Annotated in this window: 24 protein-coding genes and 1 tRNA gene; 17 read left to right on the forward strand and 8 right to left on the reverse strand. The window is 48.1% G+C overall.

Annotated elements, in window-relative coordinates; genetic code table 11:
- Positions 1-79: 79 nt before the first annotated feature.
- Positions 80-940, reverse strand: a complete 861-nt coding sequence (locus SFSGTM_RS07370; RefSeq protein ID WP_162084600.1) for a type 2 periplasmic-binding domain-containing protein — start codon at positions 938-940, stop codon at positions 80-82.
- Positions 941-1,393: 453 nt separating this feature from the next.
- Between SFSGTM_RS07370 and SFSGTM_RS07375 the strand changes: the two genes are divergently transcribed.
- The 10 genes from SFSGTM_RS07375 to SFSGTM_RS07420 all read left to right on the forward strand — a co-directional run bounded on the left by SFSGTM_RS07375 (position 1,394) and on the right by SFSGTM_RS07420 (position 9,133).
- Complete coding sequence (locus tag SFSGTM_RS07375) at positions 1,394-2,230, forward strand: urease accessory protein UreD (RefSeq protein ID WP_198420624.1); 837 nt, start codon at positions 1,394-1,396, stop codon at positions 2,228-2,230.
- A gap of 50 nt (positions 2,231-2,280) precedes the next feature.
- Positions 2,281-2,583 carry an urease subunit gamma gene (gene ureA / locus SFSGTM_RS07380; protein ID WP_162084601.1) on the forward strand — a complete coding sequence of 101 codons (303 nt, stop codon included), beginning with the start codon at positions 2,281-2,283 and terminating at the stop codon, positions 2,581-2,583.
- 9 nt (positions 2,584-2,592) lie between these two features.
- The gene (locus tag SFSGTM_RS07385) at positions 2,593-2,910 is read left to right on the forward strand and encodes an urease subunit beta (RefSeq protein ID WP_162084602.1); all 318 of its coding nucleotides are present in this window, start codon (positions 2,593-2,595) and stop codon (positions 2,908-2,910) included.
- A complete protein-coding gene (gene ureC, locus SFSGTM_RS07390; RefSeq protein ID WP_162084603.1) occupies positions 2,907-4,613 on the forward strand; it encodes an urease subunit alpha in 1,707 nt (568 codons plus the stop codon). Before SFSGTM_RS07385 ends, ureC begins: the two co-directional genes overlap by 4 nt.
- Before the next feature lie 9 nt (positions 4,614-4,622).
- A complete protein-coding gene (gene ureE, locus SFSGTM_RS07395) occupies positions 4,623-5,102 on the forward strand; it encodes an urease accessory protein UreE (protein ID WP_162084604.1) in 480 nt (159 codons plus the stop codon).
- A complete protein-coding gene (locus SFSGTM_RS07400) occupies positions 5,044-5,775 on the forward strand; it encodes an urease accessory protein UreF (RefSeq protein WP_232526062.1) in 732 nt (243 codons plus the stop codon). The genes ureE and SFSGTM_RS07400 overlap by 59 nt, the downstream gene beginning before the upstream one ends.
- A gap of 21 nt (positions 5,776-5,796) precedes the next feature.
- Positions 5,797-6,411, forward strand: coding sequence for an urease accessory protein UreG (ureG, locus tag SFSGTM_RS07405; protein ID WP_162084605.1), 615 nt, complete (start codon positions 5,797-5,799; stop codon positions 6,409-6,411).
- Between the two features lie 3 nt (positions 6,412-6,414).
- Positions 6,415-7,236, forward strand: coding sequence for a HoxN/HupN/NixA family nickel/cobalt transporter (locus SFSGTM_RS07410; protein ID WP_162084606.1), 822 nt, complete (start codon positions 6,415-6,417; stop codon positions 7,234-7,236).
- Between the two features lie 237 nt (positions 7,237-7,473).
- Positions 7,474-7,812: a P-II family nitrogen regulator gene (glnK, locus tag SFSGTM_RS07415; protein ID WP_162084607.1), complete on the forward strand. Its 339-nt coding sequence runs from the start codon at positions 7,474-7,476 to the stop codon at positions 7,810-7,812.
- A gap of 73 nt (positions 7,813-7,885) precedes the next feature.
- Positions 7,886-9,133: an ammonium transporter gene (locus SFSGTM_RS07420; protein WP_269780100.1), complete on the forward strand. Its 1,248-nt coding sequence runs from the start codon at positions 7,886-7,888 to the stop codon at positions 9,131-9,133.
- A 58-nt stretch (positions 9,134-9,191) separates the two neighbouring features.
- On the opposite strand, the gene SFSGTM_RS07425 is transcribed toward SFSGTM_RS07420, so the two are convergent.
- A complete protein-coding gene (locus SFSGTM_RS07425; protein WP_162084608.1) occupies positions 9,192-10,505 on the reverse strand; it encodes a tetratricopeptide repeat protein in 1,314 nt (437 codons plus the stop codon).
- A 25-nt stretch (positions 10,506-10,530) separates the two neighbouring features.
- On the reverse strand, positions 10,531-11,856 hold the full coding sequence (locus tag SFSGTM_RS07430; protein ID WP_162084609.1) for a lytic murein transglycosylase: 1,326 nt from the start codon (positions 11,854-11,856) through the stop codon (positions 10,531-10,533).
- 190 nt (positions 11,857-12,046) lie between these two features.
- Here SFSGTM_RS07430 and SFSGTM_RS07435 point away from each other — a divergent pair, with 190 nt between their 5' ends.
- The 3 genes from SFSGTM_RS07435 to SFSGTM_RS07445 all read left to right on the forward strand — a co-directional run bounded on the left by SFSGTM_RS07435 (position 12,047) and on the right by SFSGTM_RS07445 (position 14,385).
- Positions 12,047-12,646: a LexA family protein gene (locus SFSGTM_RS07435; RefSeq protein WP_232526063.1), complete on the forward strand. Its 600-nt coding sequence runs from the start codon at positions 12,047-12,049 to the stop codon at positions 12,644-12,646.
- Positions 12,643-13,962: a Y-family DNA polymerase gene (locus SFSGTM_RS07440; RefSeq protein WP_162084610.1), complete on the forward strand. Its 1,320-nt coding sequence runs from the start codon at positions 12,643-12,645 to the stop codon at positions 13,960-13,962. The genes SFSGTM_RS07435 and SFSGTM_RS07440 overlap by 4 nt, the downstream gene beginning before the upstream one ends.
- Before the next feature lie 234 nt (positions 13,963-14,196).
- Positions 14,197-14,385, forward strand: a complete 189-nt coding sequence (locus SFSGTM_RS07445; protein ID WP_198420625.1) for a hypothetical protein — start codon at positions 14,197-14,199, stop codon at positions 14,383-14,385.
- A gap of 331 nt (positions 14,386-14,716) precedes the next feature.
- On the opposite strand, the gene SFSGTM_RS07450 is transcribed toward SFSGTM_RS07445, so the two are convergent.
- A complete protein-coding gene (locus tag SFSGTM_RS07450) occupies positions 14,717-14,947 on the reverse strand; it encodes an outer membrane protein assembly factor BamD (protein ID WP_162084611.1) in 231 nt (76 codons plus the stop codon).
- A 516-nt stretch (positions 14,948-15,463) separates the two neighbouring features.
- Between SFSGTM_RS07450 and SFSGTM_RS07455 the strand changes: the two genes are divergently transcribed.
- A protein-coding gene (locus tag SFSGTM_RS07455) for an IS3 family transposase (protein WP_162083368.1) occupies positions 15,464-16,551 on the forward strand; the annotation gives its coding sequence in 2 pieces (ribosomal slippage) (positions 15,464-15,716 and positions 15,716-16,551; 1,089 coding nt in all).
- Between the two features lie 56 nt (positions 16,552-16,607).
- On the opposite strand, the gene SFSGTM_RS17190 is transcribed toward SFSGTM_RS07455, so the two are convergent.
- A complete protein-coding gene (locus SFSGTM_RS17190; RefSeq protein ID WP_162084612.1) occupies positions 16,608-16,964 on the reverse strand; it encodes a tetratricopeptide repeat protein in 357 nt (118 codons plus the stop codon).
- Between the two features lie 35 nt (positions 16,965-16,999).
- On the opposite strand from SFSGTM_RS17190, the gene tnpA reads away from it, so the two are divergent.
- From tnpA to tnpC, 3 genes are all read left to right on the forward strand, one after another.
- A complete protein-coding gene (tnpA, locus tag SFSGTM_RS07465; RefSeq protein WP_162083703.1) occupies positions 17,000-17,305 on the forward strand; it encodes an IS66 family insertion sequence element accessory protein TnpA in 306 nt (101 codons plus the stop codon).
- 62 nt (positions 17,306-17,367) lie between these two features.
- Positions 17,368-17,661: an IS66 family insertion sequence element accessory protein TnpB gene (gene tnpB, locus SFSGTM_RS07470; RefSeq protein WP_232526076.1), complete on the forward strand. Its 294-nt coding sequence runs from the start codon at positions 17,368-17,370 to the stop codon at positions 17,659-17,661.
- An 80-nt stretch (positions 17,662-17,741) separates the two neighbouring features.
- Positions 17,742-19,370 carry an IS66 family transposase gene (gene tnpC / locus SFSGTM_RS07475; protein WP_162084465.1) on the forward strand — a complete coding sequence of 543 codons (1,629 nt, stop codon included), beginning with the start codon at positions 17,742-17,744 and terminating at the stop codon, positions 19,368-19,370.
- Positions 19,371-20,008: 638 nt separating this feature from the next.
- Here tnpC and SFSGTM_RS07480 read toward each other — a convergent pair.
- The 3 genes from SFSGTM_RS07480 to SFSGTM_RS07490 all read right to left on the reverse strand — a co-directional run bounded on the left by SFSGTM_RS07480 (position 20,009) and on the right by SFSGTM_RS07490 (position 21,080).
- Positions 20,009-20,533, reverse strand: coding sequence for a hypothetical protein (locus SFSGTM_RS07480; protein WP_162084613.1), 525 nt, complete (start codon positions 20,531-20,533; stop codon positions 20,009-20,011).
- Positions 20,534-20,634: 101 nt separating this feature from the next.
- Positions 20,635-20,901, reverse strand: a complete 267-nt coding sequence (locus tag SFSGTM_RS07485) for a FaeA/PapI family transcriptional regulator (RefSeq protein WP_162084614.1) — start codon at positions 20,899-20,901, stop codon at positions 20,635-20,637.
- Between the two features lie 103 nt (positions 20,902-21,004).
- Positions 21,005-21,080, reverse strand: a tRNA-Asn gene (locus SFSGTM_RS07490).
- Positions 21,081-21,256 lie beyond the last annotated feature (176 nt).

Below are 21,256 nucleotides of genomic sequence, written 5' to 3' on the forward strand. Positions count from 1 at the left end.
ATCTGGTAAAAACCAGTAGATAGAACAATGGCGGTGATCCCAAGTAATAACATGGCGCTCAGAACGAGCCTGTTAATGTTCACGGTAATAACCTGTCTGTTTTAAGGTGCTGGGCTTGTAGCTGTTGTACGATAGCAGGACTGGCAGTGTGATCTAGCCATTCTATGTCGTTAACTGATGCCATGAATTCTTCATAACTCTGGCCTTCCAGATAAGGTTGCACTGTGTTGTAATATTCGCGTGGATTGATGCGGAGTTGATTTACAGCGCGATGAAAAATAGCCTTGAGTGCTTGAAATTCGGCTTCCTGGCCAGGAATAAATTTATCATTCACAAACAATGCGTCAATTACAAAAAATGATTTTAGTGTTCGGGTGGAAGCGACAGTTACAAAACCGCTTCTGATAAGTTCGCTGATATATGGGGCGTAGGAAATCAGGATGACGGGAGCACCATTGCTATTAACCGATGTCATCGATTTTACTGCTTTGTTGGTGAGGATGAATTGCAGGTGTTGCAGTCCATTTTCTTGCACAAAAGCTTTAAAAAAATCATCTTGTAACCAACCTCTTTCCAGAAAGACCGTAACGGGTTCGTGAGTATCACGTAATGCCGCCAGCGTACGATTGGAAAGTATGGCATCAGACCCATTCGAACGGTCAATCAGGAACACAGGTTTAATTTGACTGGCATCCATGAAATTGACAGGATCATATTGAGTTGCAGTAAAGCCTTGTGTCAGTCCGCGTTCGTAGAGTTGATTGCCTTCCGTTAGGTCCACATGCCAGACAAATCGAAAAGGTGTCTGTTCCAGCCAGCCTTTTTCCTGTGCATAGCTGAAAGGCGTGAAGCCAACCCACGGATTGATAGAAATTCGTATTTTATCCTGCGTCAGATGCGTGGCATAACGGTATCCGAAAAAACCGCCTATCCCCAGCATGAGCAGTACACTTATGAATATCGTTTTTCTCATTGTTAGTTTTGAGTGTTTTGGATACATAACGTGTTGTGATAATAACTGAATTTCAGTAATGATGCGGATTTGTTAGCTACATTCAATAAGATAAATGGCGCTGTTGCGGCATTTGCTGCATGCTTATGTTTCATTGGGGAAGTCGCCGTGTTGAGTTCTCCATTTTGGTGCGTTTGTGCACCAAAAAGTTATGTCATTAATCAGTAAATGAAGAGAATGTGAGTTTGCTTTTTATAAGCATTTGAAATGTATAAATAAGATATTTTGGCGTGAAAATTGCTGTTGTCTTCTAACGTCTAGTTGTTTATGACGACAATTTCAGCATGAATGATCTTTTGAAATGATTAAGGGGAGTGTTTGTATAACGATAACCTCATAGCGTGTCGAGACTCAGAGCAAATGTCGCTTGATGTTCCATGCATGGTAAAAAATACTGGCTGGGATGCTTTGTTATCTTTGGGTTATGTGCATGAATCTGGCAAGACAACGTTGCTACACAGGCAGCATCATGGGCCATTACGGGTGCAAAAAGCGTTGTATCCTGAAGGCAGTGCAGTGTGTCACAGTATAGTTTTGCATCCTCCTGGCGGTATTGCTGGTGGTGATACGCTGGAAATTCGGGTGGTGCTGGAACATGGTAGTCAGGCATTGCTGACTTCGCCTGGTGCGGGCAAGTGGTATCGCTCCAGTGGCAGTTATGCCAGCCAGCAATTACGCTTTACTGTGGCTGAAAATGCGGTGCTGGAATGGCTGCCACAAGAAACTATATTGTTCGATGGCGCATTGGCGCGCATGAATATGGAGGTTGAGCTGGCTCAGGGTGCGGTATTTATGGGCTGGGAAATCGTGTGTCTGGGGCGTGCTGCATCTGGGGAAAAATTTAATCACGGGCATCTTAATCAGCGTGTGCGCATCAAATTTGCTGGCAAGCCGATATGGCAGGAATTTGGTAATTTGCAAGGCGGAGATGCCTTAATGAATTCGCCAGCAGGGCTGGCAGGTTGCACGGTAACGGCTACGCTGGTTCTGGCAGGGAAGGCGATACCTGCAGATTTACTTAATCAGTGTCGTGAGGTTGCAGTGGATGGCATGGCGGGTGAGCATTGCGGTATTACTGTATTGCCAGATGTGCTGATTGTACGTTATTTAGGGAACAAATCTGAAGCGGCTAAACGATATTTCACTGCGCTGTGGACGATACTGCGACCTTATGCGGCAGGCAGGCAGGCGGTTATCCCGCGTATCTGGCAGACTTAAAGTTTAATTTATGTTTATGTTGTAACTTGTTGAATAGAAAAGAGCATGATATGGAATTGACGCCAAGAGAAAAAGACAAATTGCTGATTTTTACTGCGGCATTGCTGGCCGAGCGGCGCAAGGATAGGGGGCTGAAATTGAATTATCCTGAAGCGGTAGCCTACATTTCTGCTGCCATTATGGAAGGTGCACGTGATGGCAAAACGGTCGCTGAACTCATGGGCTACGGCACCACATTATTAAAGCGCAGTGATGTGATGGAAGGTATTGCTGAAATGATTCCTGATATACAAGTTGAAGCGACCTTCCCAGATGGTACCAAGCTGGTCACTGTACATAACCCGATTGCGTAAGGAGTGCAAATGATACCTGGTGAATTAGAAGCTATGGATGGTGAGATTGAGCTGAATGTAGGCATGGCTACCTGTACGATAAGTGTTGCCAATACCGGTGACAGACCGATACAAGTTGGCTCGCATTACCATTTTTTTGAAACCAATACCGCGCTGGCGTTTGACCGTGACGCTGCTTATGGATTTCGTCTGAATATCCCGGCAGGTACAGCTGTGCGTTTTGAGCCTGGTCAGGATCGTACTGTGGAATTGGTGGCATTGGGCGGCGACCGTATCGTTTACGGCTTTAATGCGCAAGTCATGGGTAAATTGAAGGAGCAAGCATGAGTCTGAAGATAGGGCGCGCGGCTTATGCCGAAATGTATGGGCCTACCGTGGGTGATCGACTGCGTCTGGCGGATACTGAGCTGTGGATAGAAGTGGAAAAAGACTTCACGATCTATGGTGAGGAAGTGAAATTTGGTGGCGGTAAGGTTATCCGTGACGGCATGGGGCAAAGCCAGCGAACTTACGCACACGTGGTAGATACGGTGATTACCAATGCGCTGATTGTCGATCACTGGGGCATAGTCAAAGCGGATATTGGCCTTAAATCTGGGCGTATAGTCGGTATAGGTAAAGCGGGTAATCCAGATATTCAAACAGGAGTCGACATAGTTATTGGCGCCAGTACTGAAGTGATAGCCGGTGAAGGTTTGATCGTAACGGCAGGTGGTATCGATTCACATATCCACTTCATTTGTCCGCAACAGATAGAAGAGGCTTTGATGTCAGGTGTGACCACCATGCTCGGTGGCGGAACTGGCCCTGCAACGGGTACTAATGCTACGACTTGTACGTCAGGGCCCTGGTATATGCATCGCATGCTGCAGGCCGCAGACAGTTTCCCAATGAATCTGGGTTTTCTGGGCAAGGGTAACGCCAGCCTGCCAGAGCCGTTGCGTGAACAGGTCGAGGCAGGTGCAATAGGCTTGAAATTGCATGAAGATTGGGGCACAACCCCGGCATCTATAGATAACTGCCTGACGGTCGCAGAAGAACTCGATGTACAAGTGGCGATTCATACCGATACTTTGAATGAGTCTGGCTTTGTGGAGACTACGCTGGCAGCCTTTAAGGGCAGGGCTATTCATACTTACCATACCGAAGGTGCTGGTGGCGGACATGCGCCTGACATCATCAAGGCCTGTGGTGAGCTGAATGTGTTGCCATCTTCGACTAATCCGACACGTCCATACACCGTTAATACCATAGACGAACATCTGGACATGTTGATGGTGTGTCACCATCTTGATCCGAATATTGCTGAAGACGTGGCGTTTGCCGAATCCCGCATCCGTCGCGAAACCATAGCGGCTGAAGATATCCTGCATGATCTGGGTGCTTTCAGCATGATATCCAGCGATTCGCAGGCAATGGGACGAGTGGGTGAAGTGATCATGCGTACCTGGCAAACCGCACATAAAATGAAAGTTCAGCGCGGCGCATTGCCGGAAGATCATGCCAAAAAGGACAACCAGCGCGTCAAACGGTACATTGCAAAATACACTATCAATCCTGCGATTACTCACGGTATCGCACATGAAGTTGGCTCGATAGAAGTCGGTAAGCTGGCTGATCTGGTGTTATGGCGTCCAGCATTTTTTGGCGTCAAACCGTCCATTATTATTAAGGGTGGCATGATAGCTGCAGCGGCGATGGGCGATCCTAATGCATCTATTCCTACACCGCAGCCTGTGCATTATCGGCAGATGTTTGGCGCTTATGGTAAGGCCTGTACCGCAACGTCAGTAACCTTTGTATCTGGTCTGGCCGCGCGTAGTGACTTGGCTGCGCAGCTCGGGCTGGACAAGCGTCTGGTCGCAGTCAGCGGTACGCGTACGGTGACCAAACGCGACATGGTGCATAACGACTATATGCCTAAAATTGAAGTGGATCCTGAAACTTATGAAGTGCGTGCTGATGGCCAGTTGTTGACCTGTGAACCTGCTGAAGTGCTGCCGATGGCGCAGCGTTATTTCCTGTTTTGAAGTGAGTTTATGTTATTAGTTGAGCAATTTTGTAGTACCGAGCAGCCAGCCGATGAACAATTGGTGTTGCCGTTTGAACGCAGGCAGAAGAGCCGTTTGCGTACCAAGCTGGCGACAGGGGAAGAAGTAGGTTTGTTCCTGCCGCGTGGCACCATATTGCGTGGTGGTGACCGCTTACAGGGCAGCGATGGTCGTGTGGTGCTGGTGGTTGCTGCGCCTGAACCGAGCTTGCTGGTGACCGCAGCCAGCGAACGCGAATTGGCGCGTGCCGCATATCATTTGGGCAATCGTCATGTGCCGTTGCAAGTGGGTGATGGCTGGTTGCGACTCGGCGCAGATTACGTACTGAGGGATATGCTGGACGGTCTGGGCGTGCAGGTGCGTGAAGAGGCGGCGCCGTTTGAACCTGAAGCGGGCGCTTATGGTGGTCATGCCCATCGTCACGGTGATGAAGAAGGACATTCAGGCATTATTCATGAATTTAGCTGATCTATCATTGATGCGATTGCTGCAACTGGCTAGCCCGATGCTGCCAGTGGGCGCGTATAGTTATTCGCAGGGTCAGGAGTGGGTAGTCGATCAGCATATCGTGCATGATCGTGACTCGGCACGCACCTGGATAGGAGATGTGTTGCAGTTTAATGTGGCGAGATTCGAAGCGCCGCTGTTACTGCGTCTGTATCGTGCATGGGAACAGCATGATTTTGCACAGGTTGCACACTGGAATGAAGTATTCTGCGTGTCACGAGAAGCTGCTGAGCTGCGTGCAGAGACTGAGCAAATGGGTTATTCCATGCGCCGTCTGATGCAGGAAATGGGTGGTTTTGATGAGGCTAAGCTGGCGCAGCTGTTAAAACTTGAGCCGCTAAGTTTTCCTGCGGCGTTCAGTTGTGCCGCAGTGAACTGGGAGATTCCAGCCGAGGCAACCGTTTCCGCCTATTTATGGTCATGGGTAGAAAATCAGGTGAGCGCTGCGATGAAAACCATACCCGTTGGACAAGTGGCGGGACAGCAGATACTGGCTGATCTTGCGGCCAAATTGCCGGGGCTGGTGAGTGCGGTGATGACGATGGCTGATGATGAAATCAGTAATTATGGGCCGATGTTTGCAATCGCATGCAGCCAGCATGAGACCCAGTACAGTAGACTATTTAGATCATAATTTAATAAAAGGATAATCATAATGAGCAATACTCAACCTTTACGTGTAGGTATTGGTGGTCCAGTGGGTTCTGGCAAGACCGCGCTGACGCTGGCACTGTGTAAAAATTTGCGTGAGAAGTATCAGCTGGGTGTAGTCACCAATGATATTTACACACAAGAAGATGCGCAGTTTCTGGTTCGCAATGAAGCCTTGCTGCCAGATCGCATTATCGGTGTGGAAACCGGTGGCTGCCCGCACACTGCGATACGTGAAGATGCCTCGATTAATCTGGAAGCAGTTGCGCGTTTGTCGCGTAAATTCACTGATCTTGATATCATCTTTGTGGAAAGTGGCGGCGATAACTTGTCCGCGACGTTCAGCCCTGAGCTGTCAGATTTGACGTTATATGTGATTGATGTAGCCGCAGGTGATAAGATTCCACGTAAAGGTGGTCCGGGCATTACTAAATCCGATTTGCTCATTATTAATAAAGTCGATTTAGCACCGATGGTGGGCGCATCATTGGAAGTGATGGACAGGGATGCCAAAAAAATGCGCGGCGAACGACCTTTTGTATTCAGTAACCTGAAGACTGGGCAAGGACTGGACGAGATTATTCAGTTCATCGAGAAGAAGGGTTTGATGAAGGACTAAAATATGCCAGTTTCTGTACCCGACAGTTTGATAGGAATGATATTTTTGGTATTTATGCTGGGTCTGCGGCATGGCATGGATCCCGATCATCTGGCAACGATAGATGGGATGGCCCGCGCTAACAGCGTGGTGAGGCCTCGTCTGGCAAGATGGGCGGGGCTGTTGTTCTCGCTTGGTCACGGCTTGACGGTGATATTAACAGCGGGCATGATTAGTTTACTGGCGCAGACTTGGCAAGTGCCAGTCTGGTTTGAAGCGTTAGGTGCCTGGATCTCCATTTTCTTTTTACTGGCGCTAGGCTTGACTAACCTTTATGTGGTGTTTCGTGTGCCGTCTGGTGAAGTGGTCAAAATCACCGGAGCCAAAAGCCGAATATTCAGATTTTTGTTTGCGCGTATACAGCATCCGGGCTGGATGGTGTTGGTGGGTGTGCTGTTTGCACTGTCGTTTGATACCATGAGTCAGGTCGCATTTTTTTCTATCAGCGTACAGACAGGGCACAGTTGGATGTCTCCGATGTTGCTTGGCCTAGTATTCATGCTTGGCATGATAGTGACTGACGGACTTAACGGCTACTGGGTGGCCAAAATGATACTGCGTACGGATAAGCTCGCGCTGGTTTCTTCTCGGGTGTTGGGATTGACCGTGGCTGGATTAAGTCTGGTTGTTGGTGGTATGGGTCTATCTCGACAACTCTTTCCTGATGTTGATATTCTGACGAATATCAGCCCATTACATCAGGGCATAGGCCTCATCGCTTTTATCGCCACAAGTTATGTAGTTGCCTTATGGCTGTCGCGTCCCAAAAATATATTCTCGATTTAAGCATCTTCATCGTTTTACACGAGCACTTTTATAGCGCATCGCCCATCATTTATCGCACCAAATCAGACTGTATCTCCGTGCTGTAACGCGTACATATCGCGTCAACATCCCATTAAAGTCGTAAATCTCATCCTTAGTAGTAACTGGCATTAATATTGCTTTTTTCGTTTCCATACAATCAATTTAGATTCATATGAATTAACTTTTTTGATGTTGTCTTAATGGAGAGGAGACGTAATGAAACTGGTAACTGCCATTATTAAGCCGTTCAAACTAGAGGAACTACGTGATGTGTTATCCACTATTGGAATTCAGGGGATTACTGTCACCGAGGTAAAGGGGTTCGGTCGTCAGAAAGGGCATGCCGAGTTTTATCGGGGTGCTGAGTATTTAGTGCAATTCGTTCCTAAGATCAAAATCGAAATTGCTATCACTGATGAGATGCTGACTAAAGTCGTAGACAGCATAGAAAAAACAGCAAAAACGGGAGCGATAGGTGATGGCAAGATTTTTGTCATGGACCTTGAGCAAGTAGTTCGTATTCGCACTGGTGAAACTGATACTGACGCACTTTAAGGGAGTTGAGATGAACAACAAGCTATTAATGAATCGCATTCTGCCAGCAGTTGGCTTGCTGGGATACAGCACCATGAGTTTTGCAGCCGATGAGGCGCCTAAAATGGATGGTGCCAGCACTGCATGGATGATCACTGCAACGGTATTGGTTATATTGATGACTATACCTGGGTTGGGGTTATTTTATGGTGGTTTGGTACGCACAAAAAATATGCTGTCGATACTGACTCAAGTATTTGTAACTTTTTCCATGTTATCTGTATTGTGGGCCTTGTATGGGTACAGTCTGGCATTTACTCCTGGCGGAGAGCTGAATTCGGTAGTGGGTGGACTGAGTAAGTCGTTTTTGTCTGGTGTAGGCAAGGATTCGCTCACTGGCGTTATTCCTGAATACGTCTATCTGACCTTCCAGATGACTTTTGCGGCGATTACCCCAGCACTCATTATCGGTGGCTTTGCTGAGCGTATGAAGTTCTCTGCGATATTGCTGTTCATGGCAGGCTGGCTGACTTTGGTTTACGCGCCTATTGCTCATATGGTATGGGGTGGTGGATGGTTGCAAGGTCTCGGTACTATGGACTTCGCTGGCGGTACAGTTGTTCATATTAACGCGGGTATTGCTGCGCTGGTGGGTGCACTGGTACTTGGCAAACGTGTCGGTTTCGGTCGTGAATCCATGTCCCCGCACAGCCTGACCATGACCATGATCGGCGCTTCGCTGCTGTGGGTAGGCTGGTTCGGTTTCAACGTAGGTAGTGAGCTGGCTGTCGACAGTACCGCAGGTATGGTGTTGCTCAATACTCAGCTGGCAACAGCGGCTGCTGCGATGGGCTGGTTGTTCGTTGAATGGATCATTAAAGGCAAACCTAGCATGCTGGGTGGTGTTTCTGGTGCGATTACTGGTCTGGTGGCGATCACCCCAGCTTGCGGTTTTGTCGGCCCTATGGGCAGTATCGTACTGGGTATCGTTGCAGCGGCTATCTGCTTCTGGTCAACTTCCGGTCTGAAACACTGGCTGGGCTACGACGACTCGCTGGATGTATTTGGTATTCACGGTGTTGGCGGTATCGTTGGTGCAATCGGTACTGGTTTTCTGGCATCTACTACCTTCGGTGGAGTCGGCTATGCTGCCGGTGTCACCATGGGCGACCAAGTGCTCAAGCAATTGATGGCAACGGGCACCACACTGGTATGGTCTGGCGTGATCAGCTACATTTTGTTCAAAGCTATCGACATGGCTATCGGCTTGCGCGTTACTGAGGATGAAGAACGTGAAGGGCTGGACATTGTTGATCATGGTGAAAAGGCTTATAACCACTAGGCTTGTGGTCTGACTTGAAAAAGGGGCGCACTTGGTGCGCCCCTTTTTTATGGGAATCTTAATTCGAGCTGAGTTCCCCTTTTGTATAAGGGCTTGCGCAAATGAATTGCCCATCAATTTGACAACCTGCTTCAGTTCTTATGGGTACATCTCGAATATAGTCGATCTGGAAACCTGTTTTTGTAAGTGAACTAACCAGATAATCAGCGTGATGGCTGTATCGGCCACTGATATTCAATTTGTAACCCAGGTCGTTTACTACTGCCAGCTTTTCGGTGCTGACAATCAGCATGCCATCTGGCTTGAGTCGGCGATGTATGAGGGCAAAAATTTCATCCAGATGTCCCAGATAAATCAACGTGTCCATGCAGGTAATTAAGTCAAACTGTTCATCAGTGGATGCCAGATAAGCAGTGATATCGGCTTTGTGCAGCTGATGATAAATTTGCTTAGTCGCGGCCTGATTCAACATGGCCTGACTCAGGTCAACACCTGTCAGCCTGTGTGCATAGGGTTGCAAAACGGTACCTACCAGACCTGTGCCACAGCCTAAATCGAGTACATTAAGATTTTTTGAAGGTGGATAGTATGAAGCTATGTGTTCCTGTACTAATTGCGGTCCGCAATATCTCAGTCTGCCCAGCACATTTTCAAAGCTGTTGGCAAACGTATCAAAAGTTTGTTCGATGTACTGGCTGGTACATTGTGGTTGCGCTTGTTGACCACGGTAAGCGTTCAACATATGCGTTGCGACGGGGTTGTCTGGTTCTGCACGTAGCCATGTTTCAAAGACGGCAATGGCTTCCTCTGCACGACCTAATTCATAATAGGCCTGACCTAAAACAATACGGGAATTGACTTTGGTCGGATCAACTATGATGCCGCAGTGATTATTGTGTCTGGCTTCTGAGTAGCGCTCTTGACCAAGATACAGCACTGATAGTAAATAAAATGCATCTGGACAGTTGGGGTCGATTTTCGTAGCAACGATGTAACAATGTTCGGCCTTATCCAGTTCCTGATTGGCTTCAAACGCCGCGCCGAGATTCGTCCAGTAGAAATACTTGTCTCTATCCAGCGTAATGGCGCTGGTGTACGCATCTATTGCAGGTTCAAATAGCCCTTGTCGTGAGAGTACTATGCCCAAATTAAAATACCATTCGGCGTGGGTATTATCCAGCGCGATAGCCGCAGTGATTTGCTCAAAAGCTTCAGCTAATCGGTCGGTCTGTTGTAACAAAAATCCCAGATAATGCATGGCATCAGGGTTTTCTGGCGCTGTCAGAATGATTTCTCGATAAAGCTGCTCTGCCGTAACCAGATCACCATTTTGGTGATGACGTAGGGCCTGTGTGTATAGAGAGTTCATCATCTTGATAAGCGGGGTTCCGGAATGTTTATTTACTGGCCTCGGCAGCCATCACCTTGGCAAATGCAGATGATCCGACATAGCCATCGGCATCAAGTGCATGTGCTCGTTGAAAGTCACGTAAGGCGCGACGGGTAGCGGCACCCGCTAAGCCGTCGGATTGCCCTGCATGGTATCCCTGTGCATTCAATGCAGCCTGTAATTCCCGAGTTTGTGTGCGTGTCAGTGGCACATCGTCTTTGGGCCATGCGCCGATAATAGTGCCACCTCCTGCAATACGTTCAGCAAGATAACTAACACCGAGCGCATATGCGCTGGAATTATTGTAGTGCCTGATAACTTCAAAATTCTGGAAAGTTAAAAAACCGGGGCCGCTGCGGCCAGCAGGCAGGAGTAATCGGGCAGGGCGGGGTAGCGCATCATTTGCCCAAGGCGTTGCGTCTATCGGATTAATACCCATTTTCGCCCATTCGCTCACTGGACGAGTGCGTTCAGGCTCCCATAGCCTTAAGTCAAATCCATCAGGAATGACCACTTCCTGAATAACAGGCGCATTGCTCTGCCAGCCAGCCTGCGCAAGTAAATTGGCAGCGGAAGCCAAAGCATCAAATTCATCCGTCCATATGTCGCGGCGACCATCACCATCCCAGTCCACGGCAATTTCCAGATAAGTCGTGGGGATGAACTGAGTCTGCCCCATTGCACCCGCCCAGGAGCCCGTGAGTTGTTCACGTGTGGCAAAGCCGCGATCTATCATCTGAGCAGCCGCGATAAGTTGTTGTTCAGCCCAGCTACGACGGCGACCCTCCCAGGCTAATGTAGCCAATGAGCGTACAATATCTTTGTTGCCAGCGCTCTTGCCATAGGCGCTTTCCAGTCCCCAGATGGCAATCAGTATCTCGGCACGTACACCATAATGCTGGGCAATTGCATCGATGGTTTCACGATGTAATGCATAAGCTTTCTGCCCATTGGTTACCCGTAAATCGGATGCCGCAGTGTCAAGATAAGACCAGATTGGACGCACAAACTCAGGCTGGCTCTGATCGCGTTGGATAATGCTCATGTCCGGTTCCAGATCATCCAGCATAGCTGCGATAGTTTCAGGCTTGGCACCCGACAGGGTTAAGCGGGTACGAAAACCAGCCAGCCATTCAGCAAAACTGGTGTTGGCTGGTTTGGGTGGGCTAACGGCTTCCAGATCACTGCTGACAGGTGTTGTAGTGACTACTGGCGGGTTTGCAACAGGGGTAGGCGCAGGTGTGATTGGATTATTAGTAGCGCAACCCTGTATGAATATCACACATGTCAGTGCGACCACTGTTGTAATGTTAGCTAAACTATTTTTATTCATCCGTCTTGTTCTCAAAAAGTGCAGCGTAAAAATCGTAATATTGGATTTAACGCTTAGTGTAACGGTCTAGTTTACTATGGCTGGGTGAGAATAAATACCTTGTTGCATTGAGTTAGAAGTTTTTAACTTAAAACGCCTATCGTGAACCGTGTTATGATAGTCTTGATTTTGTAACTATATTCAAGATGACATGATGACTGACATATCCAGCCACGGCGGCAAACGATCAGGTGCGGGCCGCAAAACCGCGTATGGCGAGCCAACCAAACAGGTTCGCATCCCTGCTAGTCAGGTACCTGTGGTGCTGGATTATCTTAATGCGCTACGTCACCAGCAGCCTGTTGTCCCTCCGCTAGTATCCGGCATGATCACCCACATCAGCCCTATGCTGATGGAAACGCCGCGCTGGGCTGTTCCGGTGATGTCGCACACTATCCCCGCGGGCTTTCCCAGTCCGGCTGATGACTATGTTGAAGACCGTATTGATCTCAACACCCACCTTATCCATCACCGTGAAGCGACGTTTATATTGCGGGTATCAGGCTGGTCTATGATTAATGCAGGCATACATGACGGCGATGAAATCATCGTTGATCGCGCCCTTAATGCAGTACACGGCAACGTCGTGGTCGCTATCATCAACAATGAACTCACCGTTAAGCGTTTGCATAAAACTGGTACTGAAATCCGTCTTGTGCCAGAAAACCCCGAATTCAAAGACATCATCATCGGCGCAGAAGAAGAGCTGATTATCTGGGGTGTCGTCACCCGTGTTTTACACAAGGTATGACATTCGCTGAATCACAGTCTGCTTTGCCTAAGCGCATTGCGCTGATAGACGTGAATAACTGCTATGTATCCTGTGAGCGCCTGTTTCGCCCTGATCTCATCGGCAAACCTGTGGTCGTGCTTTCCAATAATGATGGCTGCGTGGTAGCGCGCTCAGCTGAAGTCAAAGCCTTGGGTGTGCCGATGGCGGCGCCATGGTTCAAACTGAAAGCGCTGGCAAAACAGCATGGCATTATTGCCCTGTCGAGCAACTATCCGCTGTACGCGGACATGAGCAACCGCATCATGTCCATGCTGGCAAGGTTTAGCCCGTATCAGGAAATTTATTCCATAGATGAATGCTTTCTGGACCTGACGGGTTATACCCATTTTGACCTCACAGACTACGCCCAAACCATGCGTCAACAAATACGGCAATGGCTGAGCTTGCCTGTCTGTGTCGGCATTGCCTCAACCAAAACACTAGCCAAACTTGCTAACCATATCGCCAAGAAAAATGATGTCTGGAATGGGGTTTGTGATTTGACAACGCTGGATGCAAAAGCGCTACGCCATACTCTGACCCAGATAGATGTGTCAGAAGTATGGGGGGTAGGTCGCCAGCATACGGCTGCACTCCACGCGGTGGGAATCAAGACCGTACAAGACCTGCGTGATGCAGACGCCAACATGATCCGTAAACGCTATTCCGTGGTGCTGGAGCGTACTGTGCAAGAACTGCAAGGGATTTCATGCATGGTAATGGACGACGTCGCACCAGCAAAACAGCAGATCATGTCGAGCCGCTCGTTTGGTCAGGCAGTCTACACCTTGAATGACCTGGCAGAAGCCGTCACCCTTTACGTATCTCGCGCGGCAGAAAAACTGCGCAGACAACATAGCGTGGCGGGTGCGATACAAATCCATCTCAAAACCAACCCACACAAACCCAAAGAACCACAGTACCACCCCAGCATCATTATTCCGCTGACAGAAGCAACATCGGACACCCTGACACTTAACGCAGCCGCGTTGCGCGGGTTAAAGCAGATATTCCGCTCTGGCTATGCCTACAGCAAGGCCGGCGTCATGTTGATGGAGCTGTCATCAGGGCATCAGGCCACCGCGAACCTGTTCACCGATATGGCGCAACAGCAAAAGCGCACATCGCTGATGCAAACGTTGGATGCAGTCAATCTCAGATTCGGCAAAAATAGTCTGGGGGCGGGCATCGTCGGCATCACAACTCGGCGTGACTGGTCTATGAAACAGGGCGGTAAATCGCCTAACTACACAACGAGATGGGATGAGCTGGCTGTGGTGAGTGCGTTGGGCTAATAAGTTATTGGGGTGTGGCTATTTTTGCAGAAAATAAAAATGGCTACATGCTGAACTATACCGTTATGTGATATTGGATTATGACTTGCTCATTTTAATGAATCCAGTAACTGGCTCAATTTGATATTCATGAAAATATTATTTTTGGTGTTGAAACAAGGTAATTTAAGTTTCAAGATTTAATGTCGTTAATCTAGACAAGAGGAGCTTCCTCTTACCTTCATGGAGATTATTATGTCTATCAGCAGCGTATCAAGCGCAACGCAACACGTTACTCAAGTCCAAGCCAATACTCAACAAGTAAAAACTCAACGTGATAGTGATGGGGATAACGATAAGAGTCGAGCTGGGGAAGTGGAAAAATCTAAAGTTAATGTCCCCACTACGGCTACCGTAGGAAATAATATTAACACTTCAGCTTAATTTCATTTTTGAAGTAGTCTTTCATTTTGATGATGTGATAAAAAAGCCGTGCTTTAACGGCTTTTTTACTGCGTGTTTACTTGATATATTGAGAGTTGTATCGTTGTATCCATGATTGGCCTGCCATTTGTATATTTAAATGACCCGTCAAACAAGGCATCCATTTCGATAATATATTATTAATTTGCAATCACTGAAATTGATATATTAAATGCAAGTTTCAAAGCTGGCTACATCACTAACAATGAGCTGATACACCCAATGGTGGGCTTCTTGATGGAGCATGTTTTTCTTGTTGTATAGTGGTGTCTTTTATCATTAGACCACTACATTATTGTGAATATTGTGAACTTTTCTTAGCATTGTTTTTATTTTTTTCAAAACTTTGTCTTTCAGCAGCCGAAGATTGCTCATACTCTTTAATTGCTTTCTCTGTGTCCTCCTTCATTTTATTAGCAGCGGCGATTCCATCTTCTTTTTGTTTTTCTTCCTTTGAAGTACATCCAGATATAACAAGACCTGTAATTAACATAACCAATATCGATAATAAAATTTTTTTCATTTTCTAGATTCCTGTGATTAAAAAACAACCTGCTATATTAATTGTCCATAACTGCGATTCAAAGTAAGGATTGTAACTTATTAATTATGATATATTTTTGTATATAATACTTGGGGCTAACCTCTCTTGCAGGTCTCCATTAGAAAGTAATATATATTGTGAAATAATTTTCCCGATCTCTTCTTCTCGGTCTTTCCCTTTGAGTTGACGGTCAACTGTTCCTTTACAGGTTGAGCCCTTTTGTAATCAGCTGATTTAATTATTGTCATTTAGGTATTGCCTGATTTAGATTTGACAGAAAGTTTGTAATTCCTTGCAATGGATTAATTATCGGTTGGCCAGCATTTGCCTCGCCTGATCTGCTAGTATTTGATGTTGAATCGCTTAATTTATTTAAATACTCTTTTGGGTTTTGTAACATACCTACAATTTCATTGCACGGACCGGGTAATCCCCCCAGCAAATAAGTGCATTTAAAAGTAGAATTTTCTTAATTAGGATTTGAGGATTTTTTACATGAAGACTACCCGATTTAGTGACAACCAGATTATGCAGATATTGAAGCTGGCGGAGGCAGGCACGCCAGTGCCTACACTATGCCGAGAGCACGGCATGAGTTCAGCGACATTTTACAAATGGCGCGCCAAATTTGGCGGCATGGATGCCTCCATGATGGCCAGGCTCAAAGAGCTGGAAGACGAGAACCGTCGGCTTAAAAAGATGTATGCTGAAGAACGCCTCAAAGCCGAAATCGTTTCAGAGGCGCTTGCAAAAAAGTGGTGAAGCCATCTCTGCGCCGCGAGATGGCTGTGTTGGTAGTGCAAACTAGGCAAATCAGCATCAGTACTGCCTGCGCTGCCTTTAATATCAGCGAAACCTGCTATCGCTATCAGGCTAAGCTGTCGTCAGAGAATGCCCTCATCGCCGACTGGCTGATACGTTTGACCACCAACCAACGCAACTGGGGGTTTGGCTTGTGTTATTTTTACCTGCGTAATACCAAACAGTTTCGTTGGAACCACAAGCGGGTTTACAGAATATATCGCGAGCTGGAATTGAACCTACGCATCAAACCCAGACGTCGTCTGGTACGGGAGAAACCAGAGGCGCTTGCCGTACCAACACAAATCAACGAAGTCTGGTCAATGGACTTCATGCACGACCAGTTAGCGGATGGCCGCTGTATCAGGCTATTCAACGTCATTGATGACTTTAATCGTGAAGGTTTGTGTATTGATGTGGATTTCTCGCTGCCGTCAGAACGTGTGATTCGGTCACTGGAACAAATCATCGAATGGCGTGGCGTACCCAAGGTGATTCGATGTGACAACGGCCCTGAGTACATCAGCAATATGACTAAGGAATGGGCTGAACAGCGGGGTATCAAACTTGACTTCATTCAGCCAGGCAACCCCCAGCAGAATGCTTATATCGAGCGCTATAACCGCACAGTGCGCTATGACTGGTTGGCGCATTACTTGTTCGATACCGTCGAGGAAGTGCAAAACTTTGCGACAGCTTGGTTATGGACTTACAATAACGAACGACCAAACACGGCGATTGGCGGTATCCCGCCTAAACACAAACTCGCTATGGCCGCTTAACCTCTACTTTTAACTGCGGTTATTAATGGGGGGATTACCGGACGGCTTAACGTACTTTAAATTCCGTTTTCTACAGCGACCCCAAGTTGCTTTATGTTCTGCATATTCTGCATAGCGGGAGTAAAACCATTGTTTACGGCTAACATGTACCACTTCATAGCCTGAATATAATCTTGTGGCACGCCTTTCCCCTTGGCGTATATGAAGCCTAAGTTGTTTTGCGCCCCTGCAATACCTTGATCAGCAGCCTTTTGGTACCAATTCATAGCTTTTACATAATCTTGCTGAACGCCTTTACCAAAGTCGTACATAATCCCTAGTTGAAATTGTGCAGGTGCATAACCTTGAGTGGCAGATTGTTGGTATAACGTAAGCGTCCAGCCCATCCACCTGTCATTGCCCGCCAAACTCATGCAATCTAGCTGCTTTTTTATGAAAGGCACGCTAGATGGCTACTCGACACACGCCTGATTTTTGGCAAACGCACCTTACCGCTTGGCAACAAACCAAACTGACCGTCACAGCTTATTGCACCCAGCACGGCTTATGTGCCAAGACCTTTTATCGCTGGCGCAGCCAGCTGACAACAGCGCCCAATCTCACGCGCCAGCCACCGCTAACCCTCATCCCCGTCAGTGTTCAACCTGCGCCTGTCACGGGCACGCTCCAGCTCCACAGCCCCACTGGCTGGCGGGTAGAGCTTCCCATTGCTAGCACGCCCTGGCTAATTGACTTGTTGCGGCAACTGCCATGATATCTGCCCATCCCATCAGCCCCATCGCCACCCAGGTCTGGCTAGTCATCGAACCCGTGGACATGCGCATCGGCATAGATGGCCTTTCCCAGCGCATCCAGCACCGCCTGGGTCGCAGTCCCTGCGACGGCGCCGCCTACGCCTTCCGTAATCGTCGCCAAACGCGGGTCAAGCTCCTGGTCTGGGATGGCACAGGGGTCTGGTTGTGCCAACGCCGACTGCATCGTGGTCACTTCACCTGGCCAGACATCGCTGCCATCACCCATCCTTTAACCCCCACACAGTGGGACTGGCTGATCACAGGTATCGACTGGCAAAGACTCAGTGCCCCAGCCCCTGCCCACTGGCAGGTGTAGCCACTCATGATTCAGTAAAAACATGCCTGAAACCCGCATTATTGCTGGTTTCAGGCGGGGTGAAATGGTATAATTCAAGCATGGATTCAGCCCAACAACTTGCCCAATTTATCCCCGATCCCGCCTTGGCGGCGTATGTGGATAAGCTGTTGGCGCAGGTTAAACAGGATGCTGAACTCATTCAACAAAACACAGTATTACTCCAGCAAAACACCGCACAAATCCTCACGCTGACTAAGCAAATCCAGCACGCCGAACTCAAGAACCAGGCTTTGGTACTGGAACTTGCCTATTACCGCCGCATCCGCTTCGCCAACAAGAGCGAGCAGCTCTCGCCTGAGCAGCGTGCGTTGTTTGATGAGTGCTGGGCAGCCGACATCACGGCCATTGAAGCCCAAATCGGGCAGCCAGATACACCTAATACCGAAGATGCGACAACCGCTATCCCCAAGCCTGCGCGTCCACGCGCAGGTCGTCAGCCACTGCCTGACCATCTGCCCCGCATCATTCATCGCCATGAGCCTGCATCTTGCCAGTGCGGTGCGTGTGGTGGTGCGTTAATCAAAATCGGTGAAGACATCAGCGAACAACTGGATGTCGAACCTGCCCAGTTCACCGTGCATCAACACATCCGTCCACAGTATGCTTGTCGCCACTGCGAAACCGTTGCTGCCGCCCCCATTCCAGCTGCCGTCATCGACGGCGGCGTGGCGACATCAGGTTTGCTGGCGTGGGTGATGATCAGTAAATTCGTTGATCATTTACCGCTCTACCGTATAGAACACATTGCCCAGCGCAGCCAGGTGACCCTGGCGCGTTCCACCTTGGCGGAGTGGGTCGGACGTGTGGGGGTAGCGTTGCAACCGTTGGTCGACAGGCTCACTGAATTACTGCTGGCACGCAGTGTATTGCATGCGGATGAAACGCCAGTGCCACAATTAGACCCCGGGGCGGGCAAAACCAAGAAAGCTTATCTGTGGGCTTACCGCACGGGTGATTTGGCATCCCCTTCATCCGCACCGCCTATCGTGGTGTTTGACTATCAGCCAGGGCGACAGGGATTGCATGCGCGGCACTTTCTGGCAGGTTGGCAAGGACACTTGATGGTTGACGATTACGCTGGTTATAAAGCGTTATTTACCCAAGGCATCACTGAGCTGGCATGCTTCGCACATGCACGTCGGAAGTTCTTTGATTTGCATGCGGCCAACCAAAGTCCAATTGCAGCGGCTGCGCTGCAGCGTATCGCGGCACTCTATGCCATTGAGCAGGCTGCGGACAAGCTGGATGCGGCAGGTCGTTTGCAGTTGCGCCAGACTCAGGCAAAACCGTTATTGGGCGAACTGCATGACTGGTTAATCCAGACTCGCGTCAAAGTGGCCGATGGCAGCGGCACAGCCCGCGCGTTGGATTACAGCATCAAGCGTTGGCCAGCACTGATACGCTATGCGGACAGCGGCATCTTGCCTATTGATAACAACCCAGTCGAAAATGCGATACGACCCATTGCCATCGGCAAAAAGAATTGGCTGTTCGCAGGCTCAGAACGTGCAGGCAAACGCGCTGCAGCGATTCAGAGTTTGTTGGCTACCGCCAAGCTCAATGGCTTGGAACCCTATGCATGGCTCAAAGATACGTTGGAAAAATTACCGGTCTGGCCTAATAGCCAGATTGATGAATTGCTGCCGTTTAAAAATGAACTACCATAAGTAGTGAAGGGATTGGAGTGGCTGGGCTGGACGCTTACGGTATAACTTCAATGCAGTGGTATAGCTTTGCACTACACCTCGGCCTGTGTCATATAAAACCCCTAAATTGTATTGTGCGGAGGCTGATCCTCGCTCTGCGGATTGTCGATATTCTCCAATCAGTTTAGTGAGGTTTTCACTATTATCCTGACTGTTGATGCGTAGAACCACACTGTTATTTGTTATGTCACTTCCAAATGTATTTGTTGGTGAGTATGCGGAAGCCACAAATGTCAGTGTCGCTATGTATGTTAGAAATTGCAAAATAAAGTATGTGCTTTTCATGGCTATCACCTACATATCTCTCTTCGCGATTTTATTGAGATATACCATTGTTATTAAGCCCATAGTATTCTAGGGTATATTTTAATGGGATATTTAGTAGTTGATAGCAGGCTATTATTAAAAATTGTAATTTTTAGCGAAATACTCACCTCAACACTTAGTTCTGCAACGCAGAGAAGCCATTCAGAAGAATGATTTAATGCCTGTTTATACAAGGGAGGATAGTGAAGTATTGTAATATTCCATATTAATAAAAAACCCACCGGGTAGGGGGTGGGTTTATGGGGTAGAACTCGGTCAGGCTGCAGTATAGATTACTGACTCGCTGCACGCATCCTGTCCAGCTTCTCGACAACAGCCTGATAAAGATCATGGTCGGCATCAGCATTGTTACGGTCTGGGTGGTGAGCGCTACGGATCTTTTTCAATGCAGTCGCATCGTCTGGCAGGTCATGCACCTTAGTTACACGGTCGCCATTTTTGACCATCTCGCGCTGAAGCTCAGCCTCTGCACCTTCGCGTGTGTCATATAACTGCTTGCTGCCTAGACGCCAGCCATCCTGATTCTTACGCGGGGACTGATTTTCTTTACCATCAAACCATATCCATTTGCCTGTCTCAGGATCCAGATCAAACTCCACAGTAATGATGTTGTAGGTGTGAGCAGGCGGCTTGTGCTCTTTGGCAAACAGATTGATCGTGGTGCCAACCTCATCCACATTGATAAGGTAATACTCGCCTGCCTCATGAGGACAGAACGTGCTGCTGGACGTTGGTATTGGTGTGCTGCCATTCAATTCAGCCATACGGGCTGCTGCTCTGCGTTGTGCGTTGGTCATTGGTGTTACTCCTTATATTGGTTGAAACCCACTGAAATCACCCCTCGTGGAAGGGATCATTCGCTGGATTCCTGAACTGCCGAGGCAGCTTAATAGTAAAACTAATCTGATGCGCCGTCTTTGGTAGGTCCTGCTTTTCTACCCGGTGCAACAGGCGGTACATAACCTGAAATCCTGCACTGAAAACCATCAATGCGTTTATCGCCATTGAAGTGAGTAACGCTGCACTGGGAGATTTCACCCCGTGACGTTAAATCAGCCAGTGATTTGCGTACTTGATCTATCGCAAGACCTGTTGCTGACGCTATCTCCAAATCGAGAAGCTGCCCATGTTTTTTCAAATGGTTAAGAACTTGGTCTACTGACATGTCGATTCCTTTGACGTGTGGATGAGCATATGGCTCAAATTAATCCAGAACACTTGGAAAAACAAAAAAGGCCACCTCGAAAGATGGCCTGCTTGTTATGTCTTGGCTCCCCGACCTGGACTCGAACCAGGGACCTGCGGATTAACAGTCCGTCGCTCTACCAACTGAGCTATCAGGGAATTGAAGATACGCATTATAAAGATTACTGGATAAAACGCAAGTGGTTTTGCTAAATAAAAACCCACAGATGCCTATTTGATGAGGTTTGCGGGGTGTATTACATATTTTGTTGCAATTGAAATTGATACTATCTTGATGCGCAATAATGTTTAGCTTCGTTTGGCCTTTATCCTGT

This window comes from Sulfuriferula nivalis (assembly GCF_009937995.1).
Lineage (GTDB): Bacteria > Pseudomonadota > Gammaproteobacteria > Burkholderiales > Sulfuriferulaceae > Sulfuriferula > Sulfuriferula nivalis.